24 protein-coding genes and 1 pseudogene are annotated in these 19,980 nt (G+C 66.4%); 6 read left to right on the top strand and 19 right to left on the bottom strand.

Annotated elements, in window-relative coordinates; all coding sequences use genetic code 11:
• Positions 1–17: 17 nt before the first annotated feature.
• The 3 genes and pseudogenes from ACOGXA_RS18260 to ACOGXA_RS18250 form a co-directional block, all read right to left on the bottom strand.
• Positions 18–302: pseudogene (locus tag ACOGXA_RS18260) on the bottom strand (SDR family NAD(P)-dependent oxidoreductase); the annotation flags it as partial.
• Positions 303–345: 43 nt separating this feature from the next.
• On the bottom strand, positions 346–750 hold the full coding sequence (locus tag ACOGXA_RS18255; protein WP_419925258.1) for a cupin domain-containing protein: 405 nt from the start codon (positions 748–750) through the stop codon (positions 346–348).
• Between the two features lie 30 nt (positions 751–780).
• Positions 781–1,758 carry a carbon-nitrogen hydrolase family protein gene (locus ACOGXA_RS18250; RefSeq protein WP_419925257.1) on the bottom strand — a complete coding sequence of 326 codons (978 nt, stop codon included), beginning with the start codon at positions 1,756–1,758 and terminating at the stop codon, positions 781–783.
• Between the two features lie 88 nt (positions 1,759–1,846).
• On the opposite strand from ACOGXA_RS18250, the gene ACOGXA_RS18245 reads away from it, so the two are divergent.
• Entirely contained in the window at positions 1,847–2,911 is a 1,065-nt protein-coding gene (locus ACOGXA_RS18245; RefSeq protein WP_419925256.1) for an alpha/beta fold hydrolase, read from the top strand.
• Between the two features lie 146 nt (positions 2,912–3,057).
• Here the strand turns inward: ACOGXA_RS18245 and ACOGXA_RS18240 are convergent, their stop codons facing one another.
• The 4 genes from ACOGXA_RS18240 to ACOGXA_RS18225 are packed head-to-tail and all read right to left on the bottom strand — an operon-like array spanning position 3,058 to position 7,335.
• On the bottom strand, positions 3,058–5,181 hold the full coding sequence (locus ACOGXA_RS18240; RefSeq protein ID WP_419927014.1) for a heavy metal translocating P-type ATPase: 2,124 nt from the start codon (positions 5,179–5,181) through the stop codon (positions 3,058–3,060).
• A gap of 35 nt (positions 5,182–5,216) precedes the next feature.
• On the bottom strand, positions 5,217–5,618 hold the full coding sequence (mce, locus tag ACOGXA_RS18235; protein ID WP_419925255.1) for a methylmalonyl-CoA epimerase: 402 nt from the start codon (positions 5,616–5,618) through the stop codon (positions 5,217–5,219).
• Positions 5,619–5,672: 54 nt separating this feature from the next.
• Entirely contained in the window at positions 5,673–6,071 is a 399-nt protein-coding gene (locus ACOGXA_RS18230) for a hypothetical protein (RefSeq protein ID WP_419925254.1), read from the bottom strand.
• Between the two features lie 31 nt (positions 6,072–6,102).
• Complete coding sequence (locus ACOGXA_RS18225; protein WP_419925253.1) at positions 6,103–7,335, bottom strand: MFS transporter; 1,233 nt, start codon at positions 7,333–7,335, stop codon at positions 6,103–6,105.
• A 37-nt stretch (positions 7,336–7,372) separates the two neighbouring features.
• Between ACOGXA_RS18225 and ACOGXA_RS18220 the strand changes: the two genes are divergently transcribed.
• Entirely contained in the window at positions 7,373–8,131 is a 759-nt protein-coding gene (locus ACOGXA_RS18220; protein WP_419925252.1) for an enoyl-CoA hydratase-related protein, read from the top strand.
• Here ACOGXA_RS18220 and ACOGXA_RS18215 read toward each other — a convergent pair whose 3' ends face one another.
• The 12 genes from ACOGXA_RS18215 to ACOGXA_RS18160 form a co-directional block, all read right to left on the bottom strand.
• Positions 8,132–8,758 (bottom strand): GNAT family N-acetyltransferase, encoded by a 627-nt coding sequence (locus tag ACOGXA_RS18215; RefSeq protein ID WP_419925251.1) that lies wholly within the window; start codon positions 8,756–8,758, stop codon positions 8,132–8,134.
• A gap of 53 nt (positions 8,759–8,811) precedes the next feature.
• On the bottom strand, positions 8,812–9,726 hold the full coding sequence (locus ACOGXA_RS18210; protein ID WP_419925250.1) for an exopolyphosphatase: 915 nt from the start codon (positions 9,724–9,726) through the stop codon (positions 8,812–8,814).
• Positions 9,723–10,169, bottom strand: a complete 447-nt coding sequence (locus ACOGXA_RS18205; RefSeq protein WP_419925249.1) for a DUF501 domain-containing protein — start codon at positions 10,167–10,169, stop codon at positions 9,723–9,725. The genes ACOGXA_RS18210 and ACOGXA_RS18205 overlap by 4 nt, the downstream gene beginning before the upstream one ends.
• Positions 10,170–10,176: 7 nt before the next feature.
• Positions 10,177–10,836 (bottom strand): SRPBCC family protein, encoded by a 660-nt coding sequence (locus tag ACOGXA_RS18200; RefSeq protein WP_419925248.1) that lies wholly within the window; start codon positions 10,834–10,836, stop codon positions 10,177–10,179.
• Positions 10,837–10,883: 47 nt separating this feature from the next.
• Positions 10,884–11,441: a nucleotidyltransferase family protein gene (locus ACOGXA_RS18195; protein ID WP_419925247.1), complete on the bottom strand. Its 558-nt coding sequence runs from the start codon at positions 11,439–11,441 to the stop codon at positions 10,884–10,886.
• Positions 11,438–12,757: a DUF3179 domain-containing protein gene (locus ACOGXA_RS18190; protein ID WP_419925246.1), complete on the bottom strand. Its 1,320-nt coding sequence runs from the start codon at positions 12,755–12,757 to the stop codon at positions 11,438–11,440. The genes ACOGXA_RS18195 and ACOGXA_RS18190 overlap by 4 nt, the downstream gene beginning before the upstream one ends.
• Positions 12,754–13,554 (bottom strand): XdhC family protein, encoded by an 801-nt coding sequence (locus ACOGXA_RS18185; protein WP_419925245.1) that lies wholly within the window; start codon positions 13,552–13,554, stop codon positions 12,754–12,756. The genes ACOGXA_RS18190 and ACOGXA_RS18185 overlap by 4 nt, the downstream gene beginning before the upstream one ends.
• Before the next feature lie 61 nt (positions 13,555–13,615).
• A complete protein-coding gene (locus ACOGXA_RS18180) occupies positions 13,616–13,930 on the bottom strand; it encodes an XdhC family protein (protein ID WP_419925244.1) in 315 nt (104 codons plus the stop codon).
• Complete coding sequence (locus ACOGXA_RS18175) at positions 13,927–15,081, bottom strand: vWA domain-containing protein (protein ID WP_419925243.1); 1,155 nt, start codon at positions 15,079–15,081, stop codon at positions 13,927–13,929. Before ACOGXA_RS18175 ends, ACOGXA_RS18180 begins: the two co-directional genes overlap by 4 nt.
• Positions 15,082–15,135: 54 nt before the next feature.
• Entirely contained in the window at positions 15,136–16,050 is a 915-nt protein-coding gene (locus tag ACOGXA_RS18170) for an AAA family ATPase (RefSeq protein ID WP_419925242.1), read from the bottom strand.
• An 84-nt stretch (positions 16,051–16,134) separates the two neighbouring features.
• A complete protein-coding gene (locus ACOGXA_RS18165) occupies positions 16,135–16,959 on the bottom strand; it encodes an FAD binding domain-containing protein (RefSeq protein ID WP_419925241.1) in 825 nt (274 codons plus the stop codon).
• On the bottom strand, positions 16,956–17,417 hold the full coding sequence (locus ACOGXA_RS18160; RefSeq protein WP_419925240.1) for a (2Fe-2S)-binding protein: 462 nt from the start codon (positions 17,415–17,417) through the stop codon (positions 16,956–16,958). Before ACOGXA_RS18160 ends, ACOGXA_RS18165 begins: the two co-directional genes overlap by 4 nt.
• A gap of 145 nt (positions 17,418–17,562) precedes the next feature.
• Here ACOGXA_RS18160 and ACOGXA_RS18155 point away from each other — a divergent pair, with 145 nt between their 5' ends.
• The 4 genes from ACOGXA_RS18155 to ACOGXA_RS18140 all read left to right on the top strand — a co-directional run bounded on the left by ACOGXA_RS18155 (position 17,563) and on the right by ACOGXA_RS18140 (position 19,977).
• Positions 17,563–17,865, top strand: coding sequence for a hypothetical protein (locus ACOGXA_RS18155; RefSeq protein WP_419925239.1), 303 nt, complete (start codon positions 17,563–17,565; stop codon positions 17,863–17,865).
• A 111-nt stretch (positions 17,866–17,976) separates the two neighbouring features.
• Entirely contained in the window at positions 17,977–18,255 is a 279-nt protein-coding gene (locus ACOGXA_RS18150; protein ID WP_419925238.1) for a helix-turn-helix transcriptional regulator, read from the top strand.
• Positions 18,252–19,661 carry a HipA domain-containing protein gene (locus ACOGXA_RS18145; RefSeq protein ID WP_419925237.1) on the top strand — a complete coding sequence of 470 codons (1,410 nt, stop codon included), beginning with the start codon at positions 18,252–18,254 and terminating at the stop codon, positions 19,659–19,661. Before ACOGXA_RS18150 ends, ACOGXA_RS18145 begins: the two co-directional genes overlap by 4 nt.
• Before the next feature lie 61 nt (positions 19,662–19,722).
• Complete coding sequence (locus ACOGXA_RS18140) at positions 19,723–19,977, top strand: hypothetical protein (protein WP_419925236.1); 255 nt, start codon at positions 19,723–19,725, stop codon at positions 19,975–19,977.
• The last annotated feature ends 3 nt before the right edge of the window (positions 19,978–19,980 follow it).

Raw genomic sequence — 19,980 nt, 5'->3', positions numbered from 1 at the left:
GCGGTGGCGTTGTTGACCAGGATGTCGAGGCGCCCGAAGGAGTCCACTGCCTGCTGCGCGATCTCGGCGGCGCCGTCCCAGGTGGCCGAGGTGCTGCTGGCTACCGCCTCGCCCCCGGCGGCGGAGATCTCGCTGGCCACCCGCTCGGCGTTGGCCGCCACCCCTTCTGGTGTCTTGCGGATGCCGAGGTCGTTTACCAGCACTTTGGCGCCCTCGGAGGCTAGCAGACGGGCGTGCTCTCGCCCGATGCCACCCCCCGCGCCGGTCACTATTGCCACTTTGCCTTCCAGTCGGTTTCCCATGGCGGCACCCTAGCGGCCGACCATGAGCGGGCTCCTCTGGAGGTTAGGACTGGTTGAACGAGGCGGCGGCGTCGCCGGGACGCAGTACGAAGAACTCCATGCCGTCGGGACCGCAGGTGAACGAGTATTTGTGGTTGGCCGCCAGGATCACCGAGTCCTTCGGACCAAGCTGTGCCGAGAGGCCATCGGCGCCGTCGGGCCACACCTCACAGCCACCCGACACCACGATCAACAACTCGTTCTGGTCGTGGCTGTGGGGCGGGACGTGATAGCCGGCAGGCATGGTGGTGTACTGGCACCAAAAGCCCCCCTCTCCCCGAGCCACGTGCTTGCGCCCGGCACCCATCTCCTTGGCCTTGGCAATCAGCTCCGCGGGGGCATCGGGGTTCTTGGACTCGTCCACCCAGTCGATGTCCTCGAAGGGCAGGATTCTTGGTTCGGTGCTCATGTGGCTTCCTCCATTATTGAGCCGGTGGCATTATTGGCCCGGTGGACCGTGGACAAGTTTCGCGAACTCGGTGGCGAACAACTCAGAGGTGCCCGACTGGTGGGTGGCCCGCCATTGCCGCCACGGGCACACATCGTCCCAGCGATGCAGCACCTCGAAGTCCAAGTCGGCGATCACCAGGCCCTCGGTGTCGGAGCCCTCGGCATAGATGTGGCTGAAATCGGGGAAGTGGGGACCGCAGATGAGGCTGTGCCCGGCATAGTTGGCGGGCAGTGCCCCGTCGAAGCTGTCCTCCAGGCTGTCGCCGGCATCGATGCCGCTCACCTGGTTGGCCGAGATGGTGAACACGAAGTTCTCCTGTCCCCGGCTGGCGGCCACTCGGCGCATGGACTCCACCTTGTCGGGCCCCCCGGCAAACGCTGCGGTGGGGTTGACGATGATCCGGGCGCCCTGGAGGGCCAGCAGGCGGCTGCCCTCGGGGTTGAGCCAGAAGTCGTAGCAGATCTGCACGCCGATGGGGCCGTAGCGGGTTTCGAACACGTCCAGGCTGGTGCCGGGCCGAAACGACACCCCCTCGGTCACGAACGGAAGCGAGCCCAAGTGCAGCTTGCGGTAGGTGCCGATGATGCCTTCGGGCCCGATCACCGCCGCCGCGTTATAGAGGGCGTCAAGGTCGTCGGGATCCTGCTCGATCATGCCCACCACCAAGTACACGTCGTGCTCCGCGGCCAGGCCCGCTAGCGCCTCGGTCGATGACCCGGGCACGGTCTCGGCCAATGACCTGTGCAGCCCGCACGGCCCGCCCAGGTGCTCGCAGTCGTCACAGTGGATCGCCCCGGTAAGCGCCTCCTCGGGGAACACCAGCAATCCCACTCCCACCTCGGCAGCCTCGGCTATCCAGCGGGTCATCTTGTTCAGATTGGCCGCCACATCCCCCGGCACCGGTGTGAAATCCACCGCCCCCGCCCGTAGCCGAGTCTGGTAGCCGGAGTATCGCTCAGGAATCACGGTCGTATTATCGCTTGTCTGCGCCAAGTCAGCCTCCGTCAGGTGAGGTTAGTGTCGCGACCGCCTCGAACCGATCTCAGGAGCCCTCATGACCGAGTCCCATTACATCGACACCGCCGGCCTTCGCTTCCACTATCTGGCTGCCGGCGACGAGAATGCGCCCCCGGTGGTGCTGCTGCACGGCTTCCCTCAGACCTCCCACATGTGGCGCCATCAGATCCCGGTTCTGGCCGAGCACTACCGGGTATACGCCCCCGACACCCGGGGATACGGCGGCACCGACAAGCCCCGAGTGCGGGTCACCCGCGACCTTTTGGCCCGCGACATCGTGGACTTCATCGATGCCCTGGGCATCGAGCAGTGCCCGCTAGTGGGCCACGACTGGGGCGGGATCGTGGCCTTCAAGGCGGCCCTGGAGTATCCCGACCGGTTCACCCGGCTGGGGTTGGCGGACACCCTGTGCTCAGTGTGGATCCCGTGGGGCATCCACGGATACTGGTTCAAGTGCGAGCCGGAGGCCGAGCAGTTCTGGGAGCAATACTCCGGCGAGTTCATCAACTCGATCTTCGGAGGAATCGAGGGCAGCTACGGTCCGCCGCCCCACTCGCCGTGGAAGGCCCCGGTCACCGACAACGAGGTCCAAGACCCGGGCCGGGCAATGGCCGACTGGGACCCATCCAAGCACTGGAACGCCGACGATGTGGAGCACTATCGGGCCGCGTTCGAACAGCCCGGATCGCACTTCCACGCCGTCTCGTACTATCGGGACGCCCTGCCGTTCCATCTCCCCGATGCCGACGGCAACCTGGTGTACCGAACCTCGGCGCAAGTGGCCGAGATGTGGAACCACCCCGGCTTGCTCTTCAGCCATCCCGACTTCGGGGTGTTCCCGGTGTTCGGCCCTGAGGACCTCGGCCGCACTTACCCCCATCCCGCGCTGTACCTATACTCGGCGTTCCTCATGCCCCAAGCGTTCGAGGACGGGTTCCCGGCCGACGACCACATCCCCCACGGCAACCCCTATGCCGACTCCTTCGCGAACCACTTCCCAGACTACCGGGCCCGTCCCGCCGGCTGTGGCCACTTCATTCCCGAAGAAGCCCCCGAGCGGACCAACGAGGTGCTTCTAGCCTTTCTGGCCGGCGAGATCTGACGAAGGCCAGCCCAAGGATCATTTCCCCCTAGCCGCGTTGGAAACGGCGAAGGTATTGCCGGTGTGGCGGTTTTGTGCCAGTAGCCCCTAGCCGCGTTGGAAACGGCGAAGGCGTTGCGGGTATGGCGGTTTCGTGCCAGTAGCCCCTAGCCGCGTTGGAAACGGCGAAGGCGCAGGCTGTTGGTGACAACGAACAGCGATGACGCCACCATGGCGACGGCCGCGAATATCGGCTCCAGAATCCCAGCAGCGGCCAGGGGGATGGCGGCCGTGTTGTAGAAGAACGCCCAGAATAAGTTGCCGCGGATGGTGTTCATGGTTCGCCGGCTCAAGGCGATGGCGCTGGCCACCGATCTCAGGTCGGACGACATGATGGTGAGGTCGGCTGCCTCGGCGGCCACGTCGGTGCCGGTGCCCATCGCGATGCCAATGTCGGCTTGGCTGAGGGCCGGGGCATCGTTGACGCCATCGCCCACCATGGCCACCCGGCGGCCCTCGGCTTGCAGGCGGGCGATCTCGGCGGCCTTGCCGTCGGGTCCGACACCGGGCACCACCCGGTCGATGCCCAGCACATCGCCGACGGCCCGGGCCCGGCGGGGATGGTCTCCGGTCAACAGCACGGTGTCGAGCCCCAAAGACTTGAGCTCGGCCACCGCGGCGGGGGCGGAGTCACGCAACCGGTCATCCACGGTGACCACAGCTTCGGCCACCGACCCCCGGCCGACCAGCACCGCTACCCGGCCCATGGCCTCTACCTGGGCCGCAGCCAGTTCCACTGCCTCGGGCACATCGTCGAATAGATCCCGCTTGCCCACCTGGACCTGAATGCCGTTCACCGTGCCGACTGCCCCTATGCCCGGTCGATTCTCGAAGCCGGTCACCGATTGCCAGCCGTCGCCCGCCTCAGAGATAGCCCGGCCAATGGGGTGCTCGGACCGAGCCTCAACCGAAGCGGCCAAGGCTAGCAACTCATCGGGATCGCCCCCCGGAGTGACAACCTCGACCACCTCCATGCGGGCCTCGGTCACGGTGCCGGTCTTGTCGAACACCACGGTGTCGAGCTGTCGGGTGTCCTCCAGCATCTCCCCACCCTTGACAATGATCCCGAGCTGCGATCCCCGCCCAGTGCCGACCATCACCGCCAATGGGGTGGCCAAGCCCAACGCACACGGGCAGGCCACGATCAGCACCGCCACCGTGGCGGTGAACGCTTCGGACGCGGGCTGTCCGGCAGCCAGCCAGCCGATCAACGTGGCCACCGCGATCACCACCGCGGCGGGCACGAACACCGATGAGATCCGGTCAGCCAGTCGCTGGATGCGAGTCCGGTTGGTTTGGGCTTGCTCCACCAAATGCATGATCCGAGCCAGCACGGTGTCGGCTCCTACCCCGGTGGCCTCCACCACCAGCGATCCGTTGGCGTTGACCGAAGCTCCCAGCACGGCATCGCCGGGACCGACCTCCACCGGAACCGGCTCCCCGGTGACCATGGATATGTCCACCGCGGATGCGCCTCCGACCACCACACCGTCGGTGGCGATCCTCTCACCCGGCCGCACTATGAACCTGCTGCCCACTTGCAGGCTGGCCACCGGCACGTCGGTTCCATCCTCCAGTCGGGCTTCCGGTGCGACCAGCACGGCCAGAGCCCGCAGGGCGTCACCCGACCGCCTGCGGGCCCGGCTTTCCAAATAGCGGCCCAGCAACACCAACACCACAATCACTGCACCGGTCTCGAAATAGAGGTGCCCGTTGCCGACCTGAGCAGCCAGCACCACCGCGGACCAAATCCACGATGACGCCGTGCCCACCGCAACCAAGGTGTCCATGGTGGCGGTCCGGTGGTTGAGCTGGGCCCAAGCCCGACGGTGGAACCCCCAGCCCGACCCGAACACCACCGCGGCAGCCAGCACCGCGGCCAGCCAGTCCGACGCCCGAAAGCCCCAGTCGAAGGCCAGCCCATCGACCATCGTCAACAGCACCACCAGCACGCCCATCGCCGCCGAAAAAATCAGTCGGCTCAGTTCGTCGGGCTGGACAGGGCGCTCATCCATCGGTCCACCGGAGAGGCGGACGGCGTATCCTGCGGCAACCACGGCGGCCTGCAATTCGGTATCATCGATACCTTCATTGCAAGCCACTGAAGCTCGGCCAGAGGCATAGTTGACTTGGGCCTCGGCCACGCCGGCCACGGCAGTCAGGCTCCGCTCGATCCGCGAGACGCAGGCCGAGCAGGTCATGCCCTCAACAATGAGCGTTGCCCGACGCATTGCCACCGCTCCAGCTTACGGTCTTGCGGGTAGAACTATTCTTGAACCAACTCGATGAGGGTGCCGCAGGCGCCTTTGGGGTGGATGAAGGCAACGGTGGTTCCCCGAGAACCAGGTCGAGGCTCGGCATCAATGGGGGTGGCCCCGGCCGCAACCATGGAGGAGATGGCCGCGGCGCAGTCATCCACCCGGTAGCCGACGTGGTGCAGTCCTTCGCCTCGCTTGGCCAGGAACTTGGCAACCGGCGAGTCCTCGCGAGTGGCCGCGGTGAGCTGAATATAAGATTCGGCCACCTTGATCAAGGCCTCTTCTACGCCGTCGTTTTCTACAACCTCGCGATGGACCACGGAGGCGCCGAAAGCTGTCTCGTAGAAGGAAATAGCCTGATCTAGGTCGTGGACGGCAATGGCGATGTGGTCAATCTCAGTGAGAAGCATGGCCTGGACATCATAGGCCAAACCTCAGCCGGAGATTTCGGTCTAACCCCATGCTCAGGCCGCTTCCCGCTGAGCTGATTCGGCTTCGAGCGCGGCCCAGAGTTCGTCACGCATTGCTTCGGCGTCGATGCCATCCAATTGATTGGCCACCACCACACCCTCGATCATGTCGGCCAGCACCGAGACCCAGAGACGGTTCTGCACCATCACCGCGACCGTTGCCGAGCCATCGCCATGACGAATCAGCGTGCGGCGGCGGCCTACTTGCCGAGGCGGGCTGCGGAAGCTGGGCATGTCCAGCCCCTGACTCCGCACGGCCGGGCCCAACTGCCTTGCGGCGTCGGCAAATGCCAGGCACCGCCCGGTGCTGTCCTCCTGGTCCCGGCGGTCGCCGCGCACAACCCTCATCTCCCGTGTCGTGGTGTTCTGGCTTTCCCCTTTGATTTCTTTCATAAACCCAGTATCCCGACAGGAGTGACAACTTCTAATTCAGGTCGAGCACTTTGGTCCGGCCGCTGATCACCCACCACAGGGCGGTGGCCGCCAAGAGCACCCCAGCGGTGCCCACCGCATAGCGGGGGCCGATCAGATCGGCCAGTGCCCCCTGAAGCTGGGCGCCTAGGGGCAGTCCAGCCAACATGGTCATCAAATACAGGGCCAGCACCTTGCCCCTGAGCGCTTCTTCCACCTGAAGCTGGACAACGGTGTTGAGGGAAGACGAAGTGGCGATGTGCGCCGCACCTAGAACCGCCAAAGCGGCCACGGCCAGCCAGTAGTAGGGAGACAAGGCGAACCCCAGCAGAGCCAAGCCGTACACCGGCCAGCTCAAGCCCACTAGGCGGCTGCGGGGGATTTGGCCGCCCTTTATGGCGACAAACGGGGTATTCAGAACTGCCCCGATCCCGCTGGCTGCGGCCAGAATGCCGTACTTGAACTCACCCACATGGAAGACGTCGTCGGCGAAGATCACCACCAGGTGGATGATGGGCTGCCCGAAAAAGGCCACCACCCCGATAATCAATATGGCCCGCCGGATTCCTGCATGGGTCCTCGCGTAGCGCACTGCGGCTGCACCGTCTTTGAAGATGTTCGGACGACCTTCCCCGGTAGGGGCCAGGCGGGGCACCCGGATCAGTGCTATGACCAGCACCGCGGGCACATACGACAACGAATTGACCAGAAACGACCATCCCGGTCCGCCAAACGCCAGCACTACCCCACCGATTGCAGGGCCGACCGCCCGTGAGGCGTTGAACTGGGCCGAATTCAAGGTGACCGCGTTCAACAAGGCCCTGCGAGGCACAAGCTCGCTGACAAACGCCTGCCAGGCCGGAAGCTGGATGCCGTTGACGCACCCGTTCACCACTCCTAGGGCGATGTAGGCCAGGGGCCGGTCCACTCCGCTGGCCCACATGGCCGCGAACCCCAGTGCGATCAGCGATTGGGCGGAGTTGGTGAACATCAGCATGACGCGTCGGGGGAACCTGTCGGCCAGCGCCCCTCCCACCATGCCCAATCCCACCGCGGGCAACGTCTGCATCATGGCGCCGAGACCAACCCACGTGCCGCTATCGGTCAGTTCCTTGATCACGAAAGCAAGCGCGATCATCTGAACCCATACCCCGGAGTTGGACACGATGGCACCGGAGAGGAACAGCCGGTAATTGCGGTAGGACAGGGCTCGGCCGGCGCGTCGAGGATGCCGAGATTCGGTCACTGGGCCAACCTAACCGCTTTACCCCTATTCTCAGGACATGGCTCTTGTGCTCATCGACATAGACGACGGCGTCGCCACCGTGACCCTCAACCACCCGGAGGTGCGCAACGCGGTCAGCCTGGACATGAACCGTGAGCTCGACTCCGCCTTCGACGCCTTGGAAGCCGACACATCGGTGGGGGCGGTGGTCCTCACCGGCACCCCCCCGGCGTTCTCCGCGGGGGCCAACCTGAATGAGCTGCTGTCCGCCGCCGACCCCGAGGGCCTGAACTCCATTTACGCCGGATTCCTGCGAGTGGCCCACACCCCGCTGCCCACCGTGGCCGCGGTGAACGGCGCGGCGGTGGGGGCGGGGATGAATTTTGCCCTGGCCTGCGACGTGATTGTGGCGGGGCGCAAGGCGATGTTCGAGAGCCGGTTCCTCCAGATCGCCATCCATCCCGGCGGGGGCCACACCTGGCGGCTGCGCAACATCTGCGACCGCCAGACGGCCATGGCCATGGTGCTGTTCGGCGAGCGGCTCGATGGGCCGCGAGCCGCCGAGATCGGGCTGGCCTGGAAGTGCGTGGACGACGACGCTCTGTTGGAGGAGGCCCGCCGCATGGCCGGCCGCCCGGCCCGAGCCCCGCGGGAACTCACCATGGCCATGAAGCAGACCATTTTCGACATGGGGTCGGTGGCCGACAGCGAGGCTGCGGTCGCCCGGGAGGTCGAGCCGCAGGCCTGGTCGATGACCCAGCCAGAGTTCAAGCAGAAGGTGGCCGCCCTCAAGGAGGCCATCAGCAAATCGAGCTAGCTAGCTCATCCAGCCGGCTACCAGCTCAGGCCCCCGCTCCTGCCATTCCTCGGAGGTGATGGCGTAGCGGACGTGGTCTTCCCGGCGACCGTTGATTTCCAGATAGCGAAGGGCGATCCCCTCGTCGCGGATGCCCAGCTTCTCCACCACCCGGCGGCTGGCCTGGTTGCGGGGGATGATGCTGATCTGCACCCGGTGCAGCCCCAGAGTCTCGAAGGCGTAGTCCAGCACCACTACCAAGGCCTCGGGGGTGTACTCCTGACCGGCATACCGGTAGTCGATCCAATACCCCACATGGCCACTCTGGAACGGGCCCCGCTGCACGCCCGACAGGTTCATCTCCCCCACTAGCCGGCCCTCGGCAAACACCCCGAACCCGTATCCAGCATCCATTTGGCGCTCCCGGTCACGGGCACCGCACCGGGCGGCAAAGGCCACTCGGTCTTCTACCACATCGGGCTGGGAGCTGGACGGGCTCGGCTCCCATGGGGTCAGCCAGTCGCGGTTGGCCCGGCGCACCGCCTGCCACTCGGCGAAGTCGCCTTCCACCAGGGGACGCAGTTCCACCCGGGAGCCGCGAAGCACCTGTCCGTCCCGAGTACCCCGAAATCGAGACCACGTCCGCACCACCCGCAAACCTACTCCCTCCCCTCCTACTAAATCAGAAGAGCGTGCGGCAGTCAGTCCAGCAAGCTCAGCACCATCCCGTCGAGGATGTCCGACTCCGAGACCAGACAAGACTCGAACCCGAAGTGCCGCATGATCTTCACCAGTATCGCCATCCCGCCCACGATCACATCAACCCGCCCTGGCTCCAGCCCCGGATTGAAGGCCCGGTCGGCCCGAGATTCGGTGGCCAGGGTGCGGAATACATCCTCGGCCGCGGCTTTGGCCAGCTCGAAGTGGTGGATCTTGTCCCGGTCGTAGGCGGGCAGCCCCTGTTCAACCGCCGCCGCAGTAGAAATCGTGCCGGCCAGCCCCACAAGGGTCTGGGCCTGGCGGGCGGCGGGCATCTCCCGGTCTACATCGTCGAGATGGGCGCCGGTCACCGAAATGCAGGCGTGCAGTTCCTCGGGCTTCGGCGGGTTGCTGTGCAGGTATTTCTCGGTGAGGCGAACGCAACCCACATCCAGCGACATGGCTGCCTCGCAAGCGGTGGTGCCCACGCACAACTCGGTGGAGCCCCCTCCCAAGTCGACCACCAGAAACGGTCCCAGATCTGGATTGAGGTCGGTGGTGGCCCCTCTGAACGAAAGCTGCCCCTCGTCTTGGCCGCTCAAGAGCTCGGGCCTCGTTCCGACCACCGCCTTGGCGATGTCGAACAGCTCATCGCGGTTGGCCGCGTCCCGGGCCGCGGAGGTGGCGGTGATCCGCACGGCCTCCACCCCGTGGCGGTCCATCACCTCCCGATAGCGCCGCAGGCAGTCCAGCGTGCGCTCGATGGCCCCTGAAGCCAGTCGGCCGGTCTGATCCACCCCCTCCCCCAGTCGGGTAATGGTCATCAGCCGGTCAAGCGTTTCAGTACCGCCCCTGCTGACCAACAAGCGGGTGGAATTGGTGCCGCAGTCGATGGCCGCCACCACCGGAGGGCTCATGGCACCGCCTCGGGATCCAACTGCTCGGCCACCCAGCGGCCCACCGGATCGTCGCCCCCGGCCAGGAACCAGGCGTAATGGGCGTGCAGGCACTTGACCCCCCGGCGGGTGCCGCCCACGCCGGCCGAAGGACGGTGGCCTCCATAGCCTTCGGGAATGGCGGCGTCCCGCTCGGCGGCGTAACGGCGGTGGGCGTCGGCCAGTTCTTCTGGATCGACGGCAGCTTCGGCCCGGCGCACCCCCCCGGCAGCCTCCAGTCGGCTCACCCGCAACACGTCGTCGGGGCCGACCAGCCAGTATCGGGTGGGCATGGGGGTGCCGTCGTCCAGAAATGGAGCGTTCCGCAATACCCGAGGAGTGCCGACGTCGGCTCTGAGCACCACCTCGTAGGCACCCTGGGGCACTCGGCCTAACAGGGCCTCGACTTGCTCGTCGTCACCCAAGCTCGGGTCAGCCCTTCTTTCTCTTCTTCCTCTTGAAGATCCTGCGGACGATCCACAGCGCAGCGACTAGCCCGGCGATGGGACCGAACTTCTTGGCCGCCGGGGGGGCGGCCACATCCAGCAGATCGACCGCCTCGGCCTCGGGACCGGACACGGCTCGGACCCCGGATTGCTCTTCACCGCTTTCGCCCGAATCCTCTTCGGCAGCAGCTTCTCCGTCGGGTGCGGGGGCCGACAGCAAGGTCTCGAGGTTCTCGGCGAATTGCCCCATGATCTTGGCGCTCACATCGGGGATGAGATTGCGGCCGATCTGGGCCACCTTTCCGGTGATCTTCAACTCGGTGGTGACCCCCACTTTGGTCCGGTCGTCGCCCAGCGCCTCCAGCGTGGCGGTGATATTTGCGCTGGCGTTGCCCTGTCCCCGGGTTTCGCGGCCCTCGGCCAGGATTACCACCTTGAGGGCATCCTGATCGCGCTCCACGAACGTGGCCTTGCCCTTGTACTGGGCGTTGACCGGCCCGACCTTGACCTTGACCACTCCCCGGTACTCTTCTCCCTCGATCTCGGTGAGCTGTGCTCCTGGCAGACAGGGGGCGATGCGCTCCACATCATTGAAGGCGTCCCAAACATCGCTGGCCGACGCGTTCACCTCGATCTCGTTATTCATTTCCATGGTTGCAGATCCTCCAAATCGGCATCTCGACTACGCACTTCTCACGACCATGCTTCCAAGTCCTGAACAGTGTCGAAATCGACCGGCTCTCCGGTACAGGATACTTCGGTAACCTGCCCGGGCCTCATTTGCATGAGTAATCTGGCCCCCGCATCCCCGCTCGTGGGCAACAGCGGCCAGAGGGCGCTCCCCAGCTTCACCGGAGGGCTGCGGCGCCCCCGATACACCGCGGTCACCAGGTCGCCCTCGGCATCGGCCACCGCCCGCCACGACTCCGGTCCCACCAGGGGCTGATCACCCAACCCCACCACCACCGCGTCGTGGCCGTCGTTCTCGGCCGTGAACACTCCCGCCCGCAATGAGGTGGCCTGGCCCAGTTCCCAGGAATGGTTCTCCACCAGCACCACCCCGTCGGGGATCTGGTCGCGCAATTCCACCGCTCCAGTCACGATGTATACCTCGTCGAGGCCGGCCTCCAGCGCGGCGCCGAGGGCGTGCTGCACCACGGTCGACCCCCGGAACGGCGCCCGCAGCTTGTGGGTTTCGCCCCCGAACCGGGTGCCGGCCCCGGCAGCCAAAACGACGGCGGCAACCGTCATGGGGCGAAAACCTCGCCATCGGGGTGGAATGCGGCCCAAGCGAACCAGAACTCGTTGGTGTGGACCACAGGCTCAAGCCGGGTGCCGGCCAACTGGCCCTCGAGGGCTTGGCCGAGCACATTCCAGACCGAGCCGGTTAGGTCGTCGGTGAACCGGCCCCCGTCCGCAGGGGTGAACTCCAAGGTATCGCCGCCTACCCGGCGGTCGAAGGCGAGAGCAGCCCCCACGTCCATCCCCGCCGCGGTTACGGAGGAATCCAGCGCATCAGCGGTGCCCGGCGACCACAGCACCACCACCGGAACCCCGGCCACGGCATCGTTCAACGCTCCATTGGCCTGCACCACGCTGAACGGGTAGGCCTTGTTGCGACCCTCTACCGTCACCCCGACGGTGCGCTCCAGCGCGGGGTAGCGGTCGTCCAAAATGGCGGAGTCGAAGAAGTTGGGGATCGGCGCCGACCGGGAGGTGTACTGCACGTAGGGATTGCGGCCATAGCTGCTCGCCGGGCGGCCGGGCGGGGCCAGCACCACGCCGTCGGGATAGCCCTCCTTGAAATCGCCCCACGACACGATGGCCGACGGGATCGCGTCCAAGCGGCGGCCAGCATACGCCCCCACCAGGCCCTCGCCGCCGATCTGCTGCCATAGCGACTCGGTGGCGTCGTCCCACATCACCAGGTCGCTGTTGCGGAGCAGGCCCGAGGTGCCGAACCGCAGACTCTGGCCCTCTACCACCGGGTCGAACACCAAGGCGCTGTTGCACAGCGGGCAGTAGGTGACCAGCACTGGGCGGCCCTCGATCTCGTCGTTGACGATCTCATGGACGATGAGCATGGCCAGCGGGTAGAAGCGGGCCGACTCCCCCACAACCAGCAAGAGGCCGGGTTCTGGATCCGACCAACCAGCCTCTGATGCCGGGGCGAACTCGGGATTGTCGATGGGCGTGATGCGGTCGCGAATGGGAATCACCCCGATTCCGATCCGCAGCTCGTCGAGATCGATGGTTCGGGTGGAGAAGTCGGTGGCCCAACCGGTGGAGACTCGGGCCAGGCTTCCGGTGGGGCCTGCGCCGCCGGTGATTACCTGGGGCGTGGGCAGTGCAGGGGCGGTGGAGGTGGCACTGGTAGTGGAGGTGGCACTGGCAGTAGCAGCGGCATCCACGGTGGACGAGGCAGCGGAGTCCGGCACCCCGGTTTCTTCTGCTGCGGCAGTGGCCACCGGTGTCGCCGGAGCAGCGGTTGAGTCGACAGCCGGATCGGAGCTGCCGCAGGCTGAGAGTGCCAGCGCCGCCGCAACCAGCGCGGCGAGGCGCTTCATCCGTCGGCCGGTGGGCGGTGAATGGGGCCTTCGCTGTCGCGCAGTGACGGAGCGTTGTGGCCGGTGCGGTTGGCGATGATCTCAGCGCACACCGAGATGGCGGCCTCCTCCGGGGTGCGGGAGCCGATGTCCAGCCCGATGGGGGCCATGAGCCGGTCGATCCCCTTCTCATCCACGCCCACTTCGCGCAGCCGCTCCAGCCGGGTGGCGTGGGTGCGACGGCTGCCCATGACTCCGATGTAGCCCACGTCGGTGGCCACTGCCCGCTGCACCGCGGGCACGTCGAACTTGGGGTCGTGGGTGAGGATGCACACCGCGTCGTGGGGACCGAGGCGGTCGCCGTAGTTTTCGAACACCTCGTCGGGCCAGGCCACCATCACGCGGTCGGCCATGGGGAACCGCTTGACGGTGGCGAACACCGAGCGGGCGTCGGCCACGATCACGTTGAACCCCAGCAGCTTGCCGGCACGGGCCAGCGCGGCGGTGAAGTCCACCGCCCCGAAGACGAGCATGATCGGCGGCGGCGAGAACGACTCGATGAACACCGACACGTCGGTTTCCCTAGCCTGCCCCTCGGCGCCGTAGTGGCGCACTCCTGTGCGGCCAGCGGCCAACTCCCCCACCGCGTCCCGGCTTGCGATCCGGTCGAGCTCGGGATGGCCCAAGGTGCCGGAGATGTCGCCGTCGGGCTCCACCACCAGCTTGGCGCCGACATTGCGGCCCTCGATTACGGTGGCCAGCGCCACCGGGCGCTCATCGACGATGGCATCGCGCAGCCGTTTGTAGAGATCGGCCACCGCTACCAGCCTCCGCGTTCGCAGCAGGCGGCGATGTCGATCGAATGGAGGCAGGCCACCGCTACCAGTCCATCGGCTCGATAAACAGGTGGATGGTGCCTCCGCAGGTGAGCCCCACCGCGAAGGCCTCGTCGTCGCTGTAGCCGAAGCTGACCACGCACCGCTGCCCGCTCTCGAGGATGTCGAGGGCTTCTACTACCACCGCGCCTTCCACGCAGCCTCCCGACACCGATCCGACGACATCGCCGTTGTCGCTGACTGCCATGGCCGCGCCGGGGTCTCGGGGCCCCGAGCCCTCCACGTTGACCACTCGGGCCAGCGCCACCCGCCGACCCTCGGCTCGCCAGGCGTCGAGGTCGTCCAAGATCTCTTTCATACCGTTACCCCTGCGTTCATCGGGATGGGCCCGGCTGGGGATCGGTCGTCGGCCAGCACATCGGCCAAGCGCTCCAGGGAGTGCAGCGAGTGGCCCTCGATGAAGTCGTCGACGTGGGGCAGGGCGGCGGCCATGCCCTGGGCCAGGGGCTGGTAGCCGGGGGTGGCCTTCAGAGGATTCACCCACACGAGTCTATGGGTCACCCGGCGCAACCGGGCCATCTGCTCGGCCATCACCTCGGGGCTGCCCCGGTCCCATCCGTCGCTCAAAATGACCACCGTGGCCCCCCGGGCCATGCCCCGGATGCCCCACATCTCGTTGAACTCGGCCAGGGTGTCGCCCAGCCGCGTGCCGCCCGACCAGTCGCTCACCGCGTCGGCTGCCGCGCCCAGCGCCCGGTCGGGGTCGTGCGACGACAGCTCCCGGGTGATCCGGGTCAGCCGGGTGCCGATGGTGAACACCTCCACCCGGCGGCGGCCCACCACCGCGGCGTGGACGAAGCGGATGAGGGCCCGGGCGTAGGACTCCATTGAACCGGAGATGTCCAAGAGCAATACCACCCGGCGGATCCGCTGTCCCGGCTCGGTGTACCAGCGGCGCACCGGCTCCCCGCCTGTGCGAATGGCGGCCCGCACCGTGCGGCGCAGTTCGGGGTGCCCGGCGGTGCGATGGGTGCGGCGTCGGCGGCGGGACCGGCGGGTGCCGCCGATCCGGGCCATGGCGGCCATGAGGCGGTGGGCCTCGTCGAGCTCGTCGTCGCTGTAGTGGGCGAAGTCTTTGTCGCGCAGCACCTCTTGGCGGCTCCACCGCAACATGAGCGATGGGTCGCCGGGCTCATCGTCGCCCCCGTCGTCTTCGGCGTCGTCGTCGCCGTCGTCTACCACCAGGGTGATGGGCTGGATCACCTCCACCACCGGGGTGGCCACCAGATGCTGTCCGCCGTAGTAGGCGTCGAATATCTTGTCGTAGACCTCGATGTCTTCGGGCTCGGTTACCAGGGTGGCCCGGCCGGCCCAGTACACCGAACTGCGCTGCGCCATGCCCACCGCGCCGAGCGCCTGGTAGTAGCTCACCGACGACCCCACGGCCACATCGATGCCTGCGCCCCGCAACGCGTTGACGAATCCGACGGCCAGTTGGTCAGCCTGCACGGGCGAAGGAAGGGTCTGGGGAGATCAGCAGCATGGCCCGCTGGGGGTCAGGGCTCATCCCGCACGGGCGATGGCCTGGGAGATCAGGCCGCCGATTCCCTGGTCGGCCACCCGCTGCTGGTCTTCCCGGTATTTGAGCACCGACCCCAGGCTGGCTTGGGTGATCTCAGGAGTCAGCTCGGCCGCACCCAGGCGGCCCAAGGCCAGGCTCCAGTCGATGCTCTCGGCCACGCCGGGCGGTTTGTACAGGCCCAATTCCCGAAAAGCGCCCACCGCGGCGGCCACCTGCCGGGCCAGCGGCTCGCTCACCCCGGGCGCTCGCCGGCCGATTATGGCCACCTCCCGCTCGAATTCGGGGTGTTCCACCCAGTGGTACAGACAGCGACGCTTGAGTGCGTCGTGAACATCGCGGGTGCGGTTGGAGGTGATTATCACCCGGGGCGGGGCTGTCGCCTCGAATCGGCCGATCTCGGGAACGGTAACCGCGAAGTCGGACAGTATCTCCAGCAGGAACGCCTCGAACTCGTCGTCGGCCCGGTCGACCTCGTCGATCAGCAGCACCGGGGGCGGGCCCTCGACCGCGGCAATGGCCCGCAGCAGGGGGCGCCTGATGAGGAATCGCTCGGAGTACAGCTCGTCTTCCAGGGCATCAGCGGCCTCCCGGGTGGCGCCGCCTGTGGCCTCTGCTGTGCGCAAGTGCAGTAGCTGGCGGGAGTAGTCCCACTCGTACACCGCTTGGGCCACGTCGATTCCCTCGTAGCACTGGAGGCGGATCAGCTCGGCGTCGGTCCAGGCGGCCAGGGCCTTGGCCGTCTCGGTCTTGCCCACGCCAGGCTCGCCTTCAAGCAGAAGGGGGCGGTTCAGGGTCATGGCCAAGAACACGGCCGTGGCCAACCCCTCGTCGGCCAGGTAGTCACAGCCCTTTAGCCCTTCGGCCACCTCGGCAGCCGAAGCGGGCTCAAACCCCATCGTCAACCCCGACAGCCGTTGTTGGCTCAAGCCGCATAGTCAGCCTCGACAGCCGAAGCGGGCTGGGCGCCCAGGTTCTGGGCTCTAGCGTCCAGCGGCTTCGAGCGCCCGGCGGGTGAGCACCCGGGCGAGGTGCTCGCGGTACTCGGGTCCGGCGTTCAGGTCGGAAGGCGGGTTGGTCCCCTCGGCGGCGGCCTCAGCGGCATCGGAGGCAGAAGCGCCCCCGGCCAGGGCGGCCTCCACACCGGCGGCCCGCACGGGGATGCTGTCCATGTTCACCAGGCCCACGCCGGAGGTGCCGTTGGCCACGACGGCCGACACGCCCACAATGGCCCAGTCTTGGGCCCGGCGGTTGAACTTCTGAAAGCCCCACGTGGCGTCGGGCATCTTCGGCACCCGGATCTCGGTGAGCAGCTCGTCGTCGCCCAGTGCGGTCTCCAGGAACCCGGTGAAGAAGTCGTCCACCGCTATCTCCCGCTCGCCGGCTGGTCCCCGGGCCACCAATGTGGCCCGCATGGCCAGCATCACCGACGGCAGGTCGGATGCCGGATCGCCGTGGGCGATGGAGCCGCCAATGGTGCCCCGGTGGCGCACCTGGGGATCGCCCACATGGCTGGTGGCCTCGGCCAAGAGCCCGGCCTGCGACTGCACCAGCTCGCTGGTCTCCACGTCGCGGTGGCGGGTGAGGGCGCCGATGGCCAAGTGGTCGCCGGCGTCGCTGATGTAGCTGAGGTCGTCGAGGCGACCGATGTCCACCAGTACCGCGGGGGTGGCCAGCCGCAGCTTCATCAGCGGCAGAAGCGAGTGGCCCCCGGCCAGCAGCTTGGCCTCGTCGCCGTGCTCGGCCAGCGCGGCCAGCGCTTCTTCAGCCGATCCGGCCCGGACGTAGTCGAATGCCGCAGGGATCATGACGAGGCCTCCGCGCAGTGCAATACAGCTTTGACGATGTTGTGGTAGCCGGTGCAGCGGCACAGGTTGCCTTCGAGGCCGATGCGCACTTCCCGCTCGGTGGGATCGGGATTCTCATCCAGCAGCGAGACGGCGGCCATCACCATGCCCGGAGTGCAATAGCCGCACTGAAGGGCGTGGCACTGGCGGAACGACTCCTGCATGGGGTGCAGCACGTCGCCGTCGGCCAGACCCTCGATGGTGAGGAGGTCTTGACCGTCGGCCTGCACAGCCAGCATGGTGCAAGACTTCACCGACTCGCCGTTCACATGGATGGTGCAGGCACCGCACGAGGAGGTGTCGCACCCGATGTTGGTGCCGGTGAGGCCGACCACGTCGCGGATGTAGTGAACCAGCAGCGTGCGCGGCTCCACGTCGTGCGAGTGGCTGTCCCCGTTGATGGTGACCGAAACTTCCACGGCATCTCCCTAGTCGTTTTCCGGGTCAGCGAGAAATCTAGTACACCCACCCCCTCTCAGGTCACGCCGTAGACCACAACCATCCCCCAAACCCCGTCAGCGGCGTGGTCATCCACGCCATGCCCGCAAGGCGTAATCTCATGAAATGAAGGAGAAAAAGTTGGACAAAGAACGTGAAGAGTATCTGGCCGAAAAGCTGGCCGCTTTCGAGAAGTGGGCAGATGAGGTTGACCCAGCAGACCTCAAGCCAGCCCCATTGGAGTCGTTTGCGGTGACCGCACAATGGATCAACCAATTCGAAGAGGTCAATGAGGCCCTGGCCCAAGCAGTTGCCGATGCCCGCTCGCGAGGCCTCACCTGGTCGCAGATCGGTGACATTCTGGGAGTCTCCAAGCAGGAAGCGCGCCAGAAGTACGGCACCAGAGTCGCGGCTCAGGCAGCCTCGTAGAAGCAGGCAAGGCCCGTCAGATCCGCAAGTGAAAAACTCTTGCTGTTTCGACGAAGCTGACACTACATCTCGTAAGTACAATATTTTGGGCAGCAGAGTTATACTGCCAGTGTGGACCACGAAGGGCGCATAAAAGAGATCACCTCGGAGGATGACCTCGGCAGGGCGATCAGGGAGCTGCGCCGTGCTCGGCGCATGACGCAGCAAGAACTGGCAGAGCGCGCGGGTGTGTCCCGGGGGTGCATCAGCGGATTGGAGCGGGCGGCCTATGGGACCTCCACTACAGGCTTGCTGGCGGTGCTTGGCGCGCTCGGCTACGAACTCGACCTGCATCCTCGGGTTGTGCAGTCCGACCTCGACGAGTACGTGGCGTCGTTTGCAAGGCCATGAACGGCGAACTGGCCGTTCTGCTAGCCGGCGAACTGGCCGGATTCGTCCGCGCCGGCAGGGAGCAGGCCTGTTGGTTTTCCTACAGCGCCGACTACACCGGCGGGCGGGAACGTGTCCCGCTTTCTTTGACCGTGCCGGTGGCCGCCGGCCGGTATGACATCTTCGACTGGATGGATGGGCTGCTGCCCGCCCTGCTGGAGGTCCGCGGACAGTGGGCTGAGCGTTATGGGGCCGCCTCCCTCAACCCGATGGACATGCTCTCAACCCCTATCGGATGGGACTGTGCAGGGGCTGTGCAGTTCTGTGGGCCAGACCGGCTCAGCGAGCTGAGGTCCAGGCCGCAGGACAGACTCGAGATGAGCGAGGCTGAACTGGCCCGGCACCTTGAATCCGTCCGCCTCGGCGCGTCCGGCGCTGTTCCAGCCCAGTGGTGGGTCCCCTTCAGCCTGGCCGGTGCGCAGGCGAAGACCGTCTTGTGCCGGACTGCCGACAAGTGGGCGAGGCCGGCCGGCGGGGAGCCCTCGACGCACATCCTCAAGGTGGCATTGTCCCGATTCCCCGACAGCGACCTTGTTGAGCATGTCTGCATGAGCGCCCTGCGCCGGGCGGGCATCGCAGCAGCACGCACCGAGATCGTCTACGCCGGCGACGAGAGGGCGATCGCCATTGAGCGCTTCGACAGGAGAGAGGCCGGCGGGAAGCTGGTGCGGGTCCACCAAGAGGATGTCTGCCAGGCCCTCGGCTTCCCCCCGCATCTCAAGTACCAGCGCAACAACGGGCCGAGTCCCGCTGATGTGGCTCTGGTTCTCGGAGAACCCCAGACCGACTCTTCCAGTGCTTCTCGATTCTTCGACGCCCTGGTCTGCAACTGGCTGCTGGCCGCCCCCGATGCCCACGCCAAGAACTACAGCCTGCTGTTCGACGGGCCCGACACCGTGCTTGCCCCTCTCTACGATGTGTGCTCGATGGCCCCCTATCTGAGCAGAGGGCAAGAGATCGGCGACATTGCACTCGCCATGAAGATCGGGCCGGCGTGGACAATCGGAGAAGCCGCCAGCCCGCAGGCCTGGCTGGAATGCGCCGAAGAAGTCGGGCTGGACCCCCGCCAAGCAATAGATAGGGCAGAGGAGTTGGCAGAAACAATCCCCGCGGCGCTGTCTGACACGCTCAACGAGATGCCCGAACAGGTCACAACCAGCCCGAGCGTGGCCATCCTGGGCGATCTCGCATCGCCTCCGGCCCGCATCTGGCGCCGATTCGAGCCAGGCGATTCAGTTGGCCTGCCGGGTCTGTCTGCGGCAACCCCGGCAAGGAAGAAAAAGACAAGATGCCCGCACTTCGGGCGGCGCACGGGCAGGAGGTGCATCCGCCCATATCGGCATACGGGCCAGCATCGATACCGGTAAGTCGAGGCTTCCCCCCTGCGGCGGGGTCACTCCCAACCAGGACGGGGAAGCCAAGGAATGGGTGGAGGCTCAGCGCAGCAAGAGCAAGGGCTTTACCGGTACCAGCACCCCGCTCCAGCTCACCGAGTGCCCGTGGTGCGGCTACGCGCTCAGCGGTGGCCAAGACTGCCGCTACGACGAGCCCCACCAGCGCTTTCTGGTGTTCTGTGGTGATCCGGAGTGCTCATTCACCGCCAAGCAAGCACCAGGCGAAGGCATCCCGGTAGTGACCGTGGACACCCAGGTATACCGACTGCTACCGGCATTCGTGCGCTAGGCG

It is taken from the genome of Candidatus Poriferisocius sp. (genome assembly GCF_965208475.1).
GTDB lineage: Bacteria > Actinomycetota > Acidimicrobiia > Acidimicrobiales > Bin134 > Poriferisocius.
The sequence above is the reverse complement of the archived record's forward strand: the minus strand, read 5'-3'. Positions and strand labels throughout refer to the sequence as shown.

What these genes read in the sequence shown, in the direction of transcription:
- ACOGXA_RS18255 (WP_419925258.1), bottom strand. Translation starts at nt 750, where the DNA reads ATGAGCACCGAACCAAGAATCCTGCCCTTCGAGGACATCGACTGGGTG.
- ACOGXA_RS18245 (WP_419925256.1), top strand. Translation starts at nt 1,847, where the DNA reads ATGACCGAGTCCCATTACATCGACACCGCCGGCCTTCGCTTCCACTAT.
- ACOGXA_RS18240 (WP_419927014.1), bottom strand. Translation starts at nt 5,181, where the DNA reads ATGCGTCGGGCAACGCTCATTGTTGAGGGCATGACCTGCTCGGCCTGC.
- mce (WP_419925255.1), bottom strand. Translation starts at nt 5,618, where the DNA reads ATGCTTCTCACTGAGATTGACCACATCGCCATTGCCGTCCACGACCTA.
- ACOGXA_RS18230 (WP_419925254.1), bottom strand. Translation starts at nt 6,071, where the DNA reads ATGAAAGAAATCAAAGGGGAAAGCCAGAACACCACGACACGGGAGATG.
- ACOGXA_RS18220 (WP_419925252.1), top strand. Translation starts at nt 7,373, where the DNA reads ATGGCTCTTGTGCTCATCGACATAGACGACGGCGTCGCCACCGTGACC.
- ACOGXA_RS18210 (WP_419925250.1), bottom strand. Translation starts at nt 9,726, where the DNA reads ATGAGCCCTCCGGTGGTGGCGGCCATCGACTGCGGCACCAATTCCACC.
- ACOGXA_RS18200 (WP_419925248.1), bottom strand. Translation starts at nt 10,836, where the DNA reads ATGAATAACGAGATCGAGGTGAACGCGTCGGCCAGCGATGTTTGGGAC.
- ACOGXA_RS18195 (WP_419925247.1), bottom strand. Translation starts at nt 11,441, where the DNA reads ATGACGGTTGCCGCCGTCGTTTTGGCTGCCGGGGCCGGCACCCGGTTC.
- ACOGXA_RS18190 (WP_419925246.1), bottom strand. Translation starts at nt 12,757, where the DNA reads ATGAAGCGCCTCGCCGCGCTGGTTGCGGCGGCGCTGGCACTCTCAGCC.
- ACOGXA_RS18180 (WP_419925244.1), bottom strand. Translation starts at nt 13,930, where the DNA reads ATGAAAGAGATCTTGGACGACCTCGACGCCTGGCGAGCCGAGGGTCGG.
- ACOGXA_RS18170 (WP_419925242.1), bottom strand. Translation starts at nt 16,050, where the DNA reads ATGGGGTTTGAGCCCGCTTCGGCTGCCGAGGTGGCCGAAGGGCTAAAG.
- ACOGXA_RS18165 (WP_419925241.1), bottom strand. Translation starts at nt 16,959, where the DNA reads ATGATCCCTGCGGCATTCGACTACGTCCGGGCCGGATCGGCTGAAGAA.
- ACOGXA_RS18155 (WP_419925239.1), top strand. Translation starts at nt 17,563, where the DNA reads ATGAAGGAGAAAAAGTTGGACAAAGAACGTGAAGAGTATCTGGCCGAA.
- ACOGXA_RS18145 (WP_419925237.1), top strand. Translation starts at nt 18,252, where the DNA reads ATGAACGGCGAACTGGCCGTTCTGCTAGCCGGCGAACTGGCCGGATTC.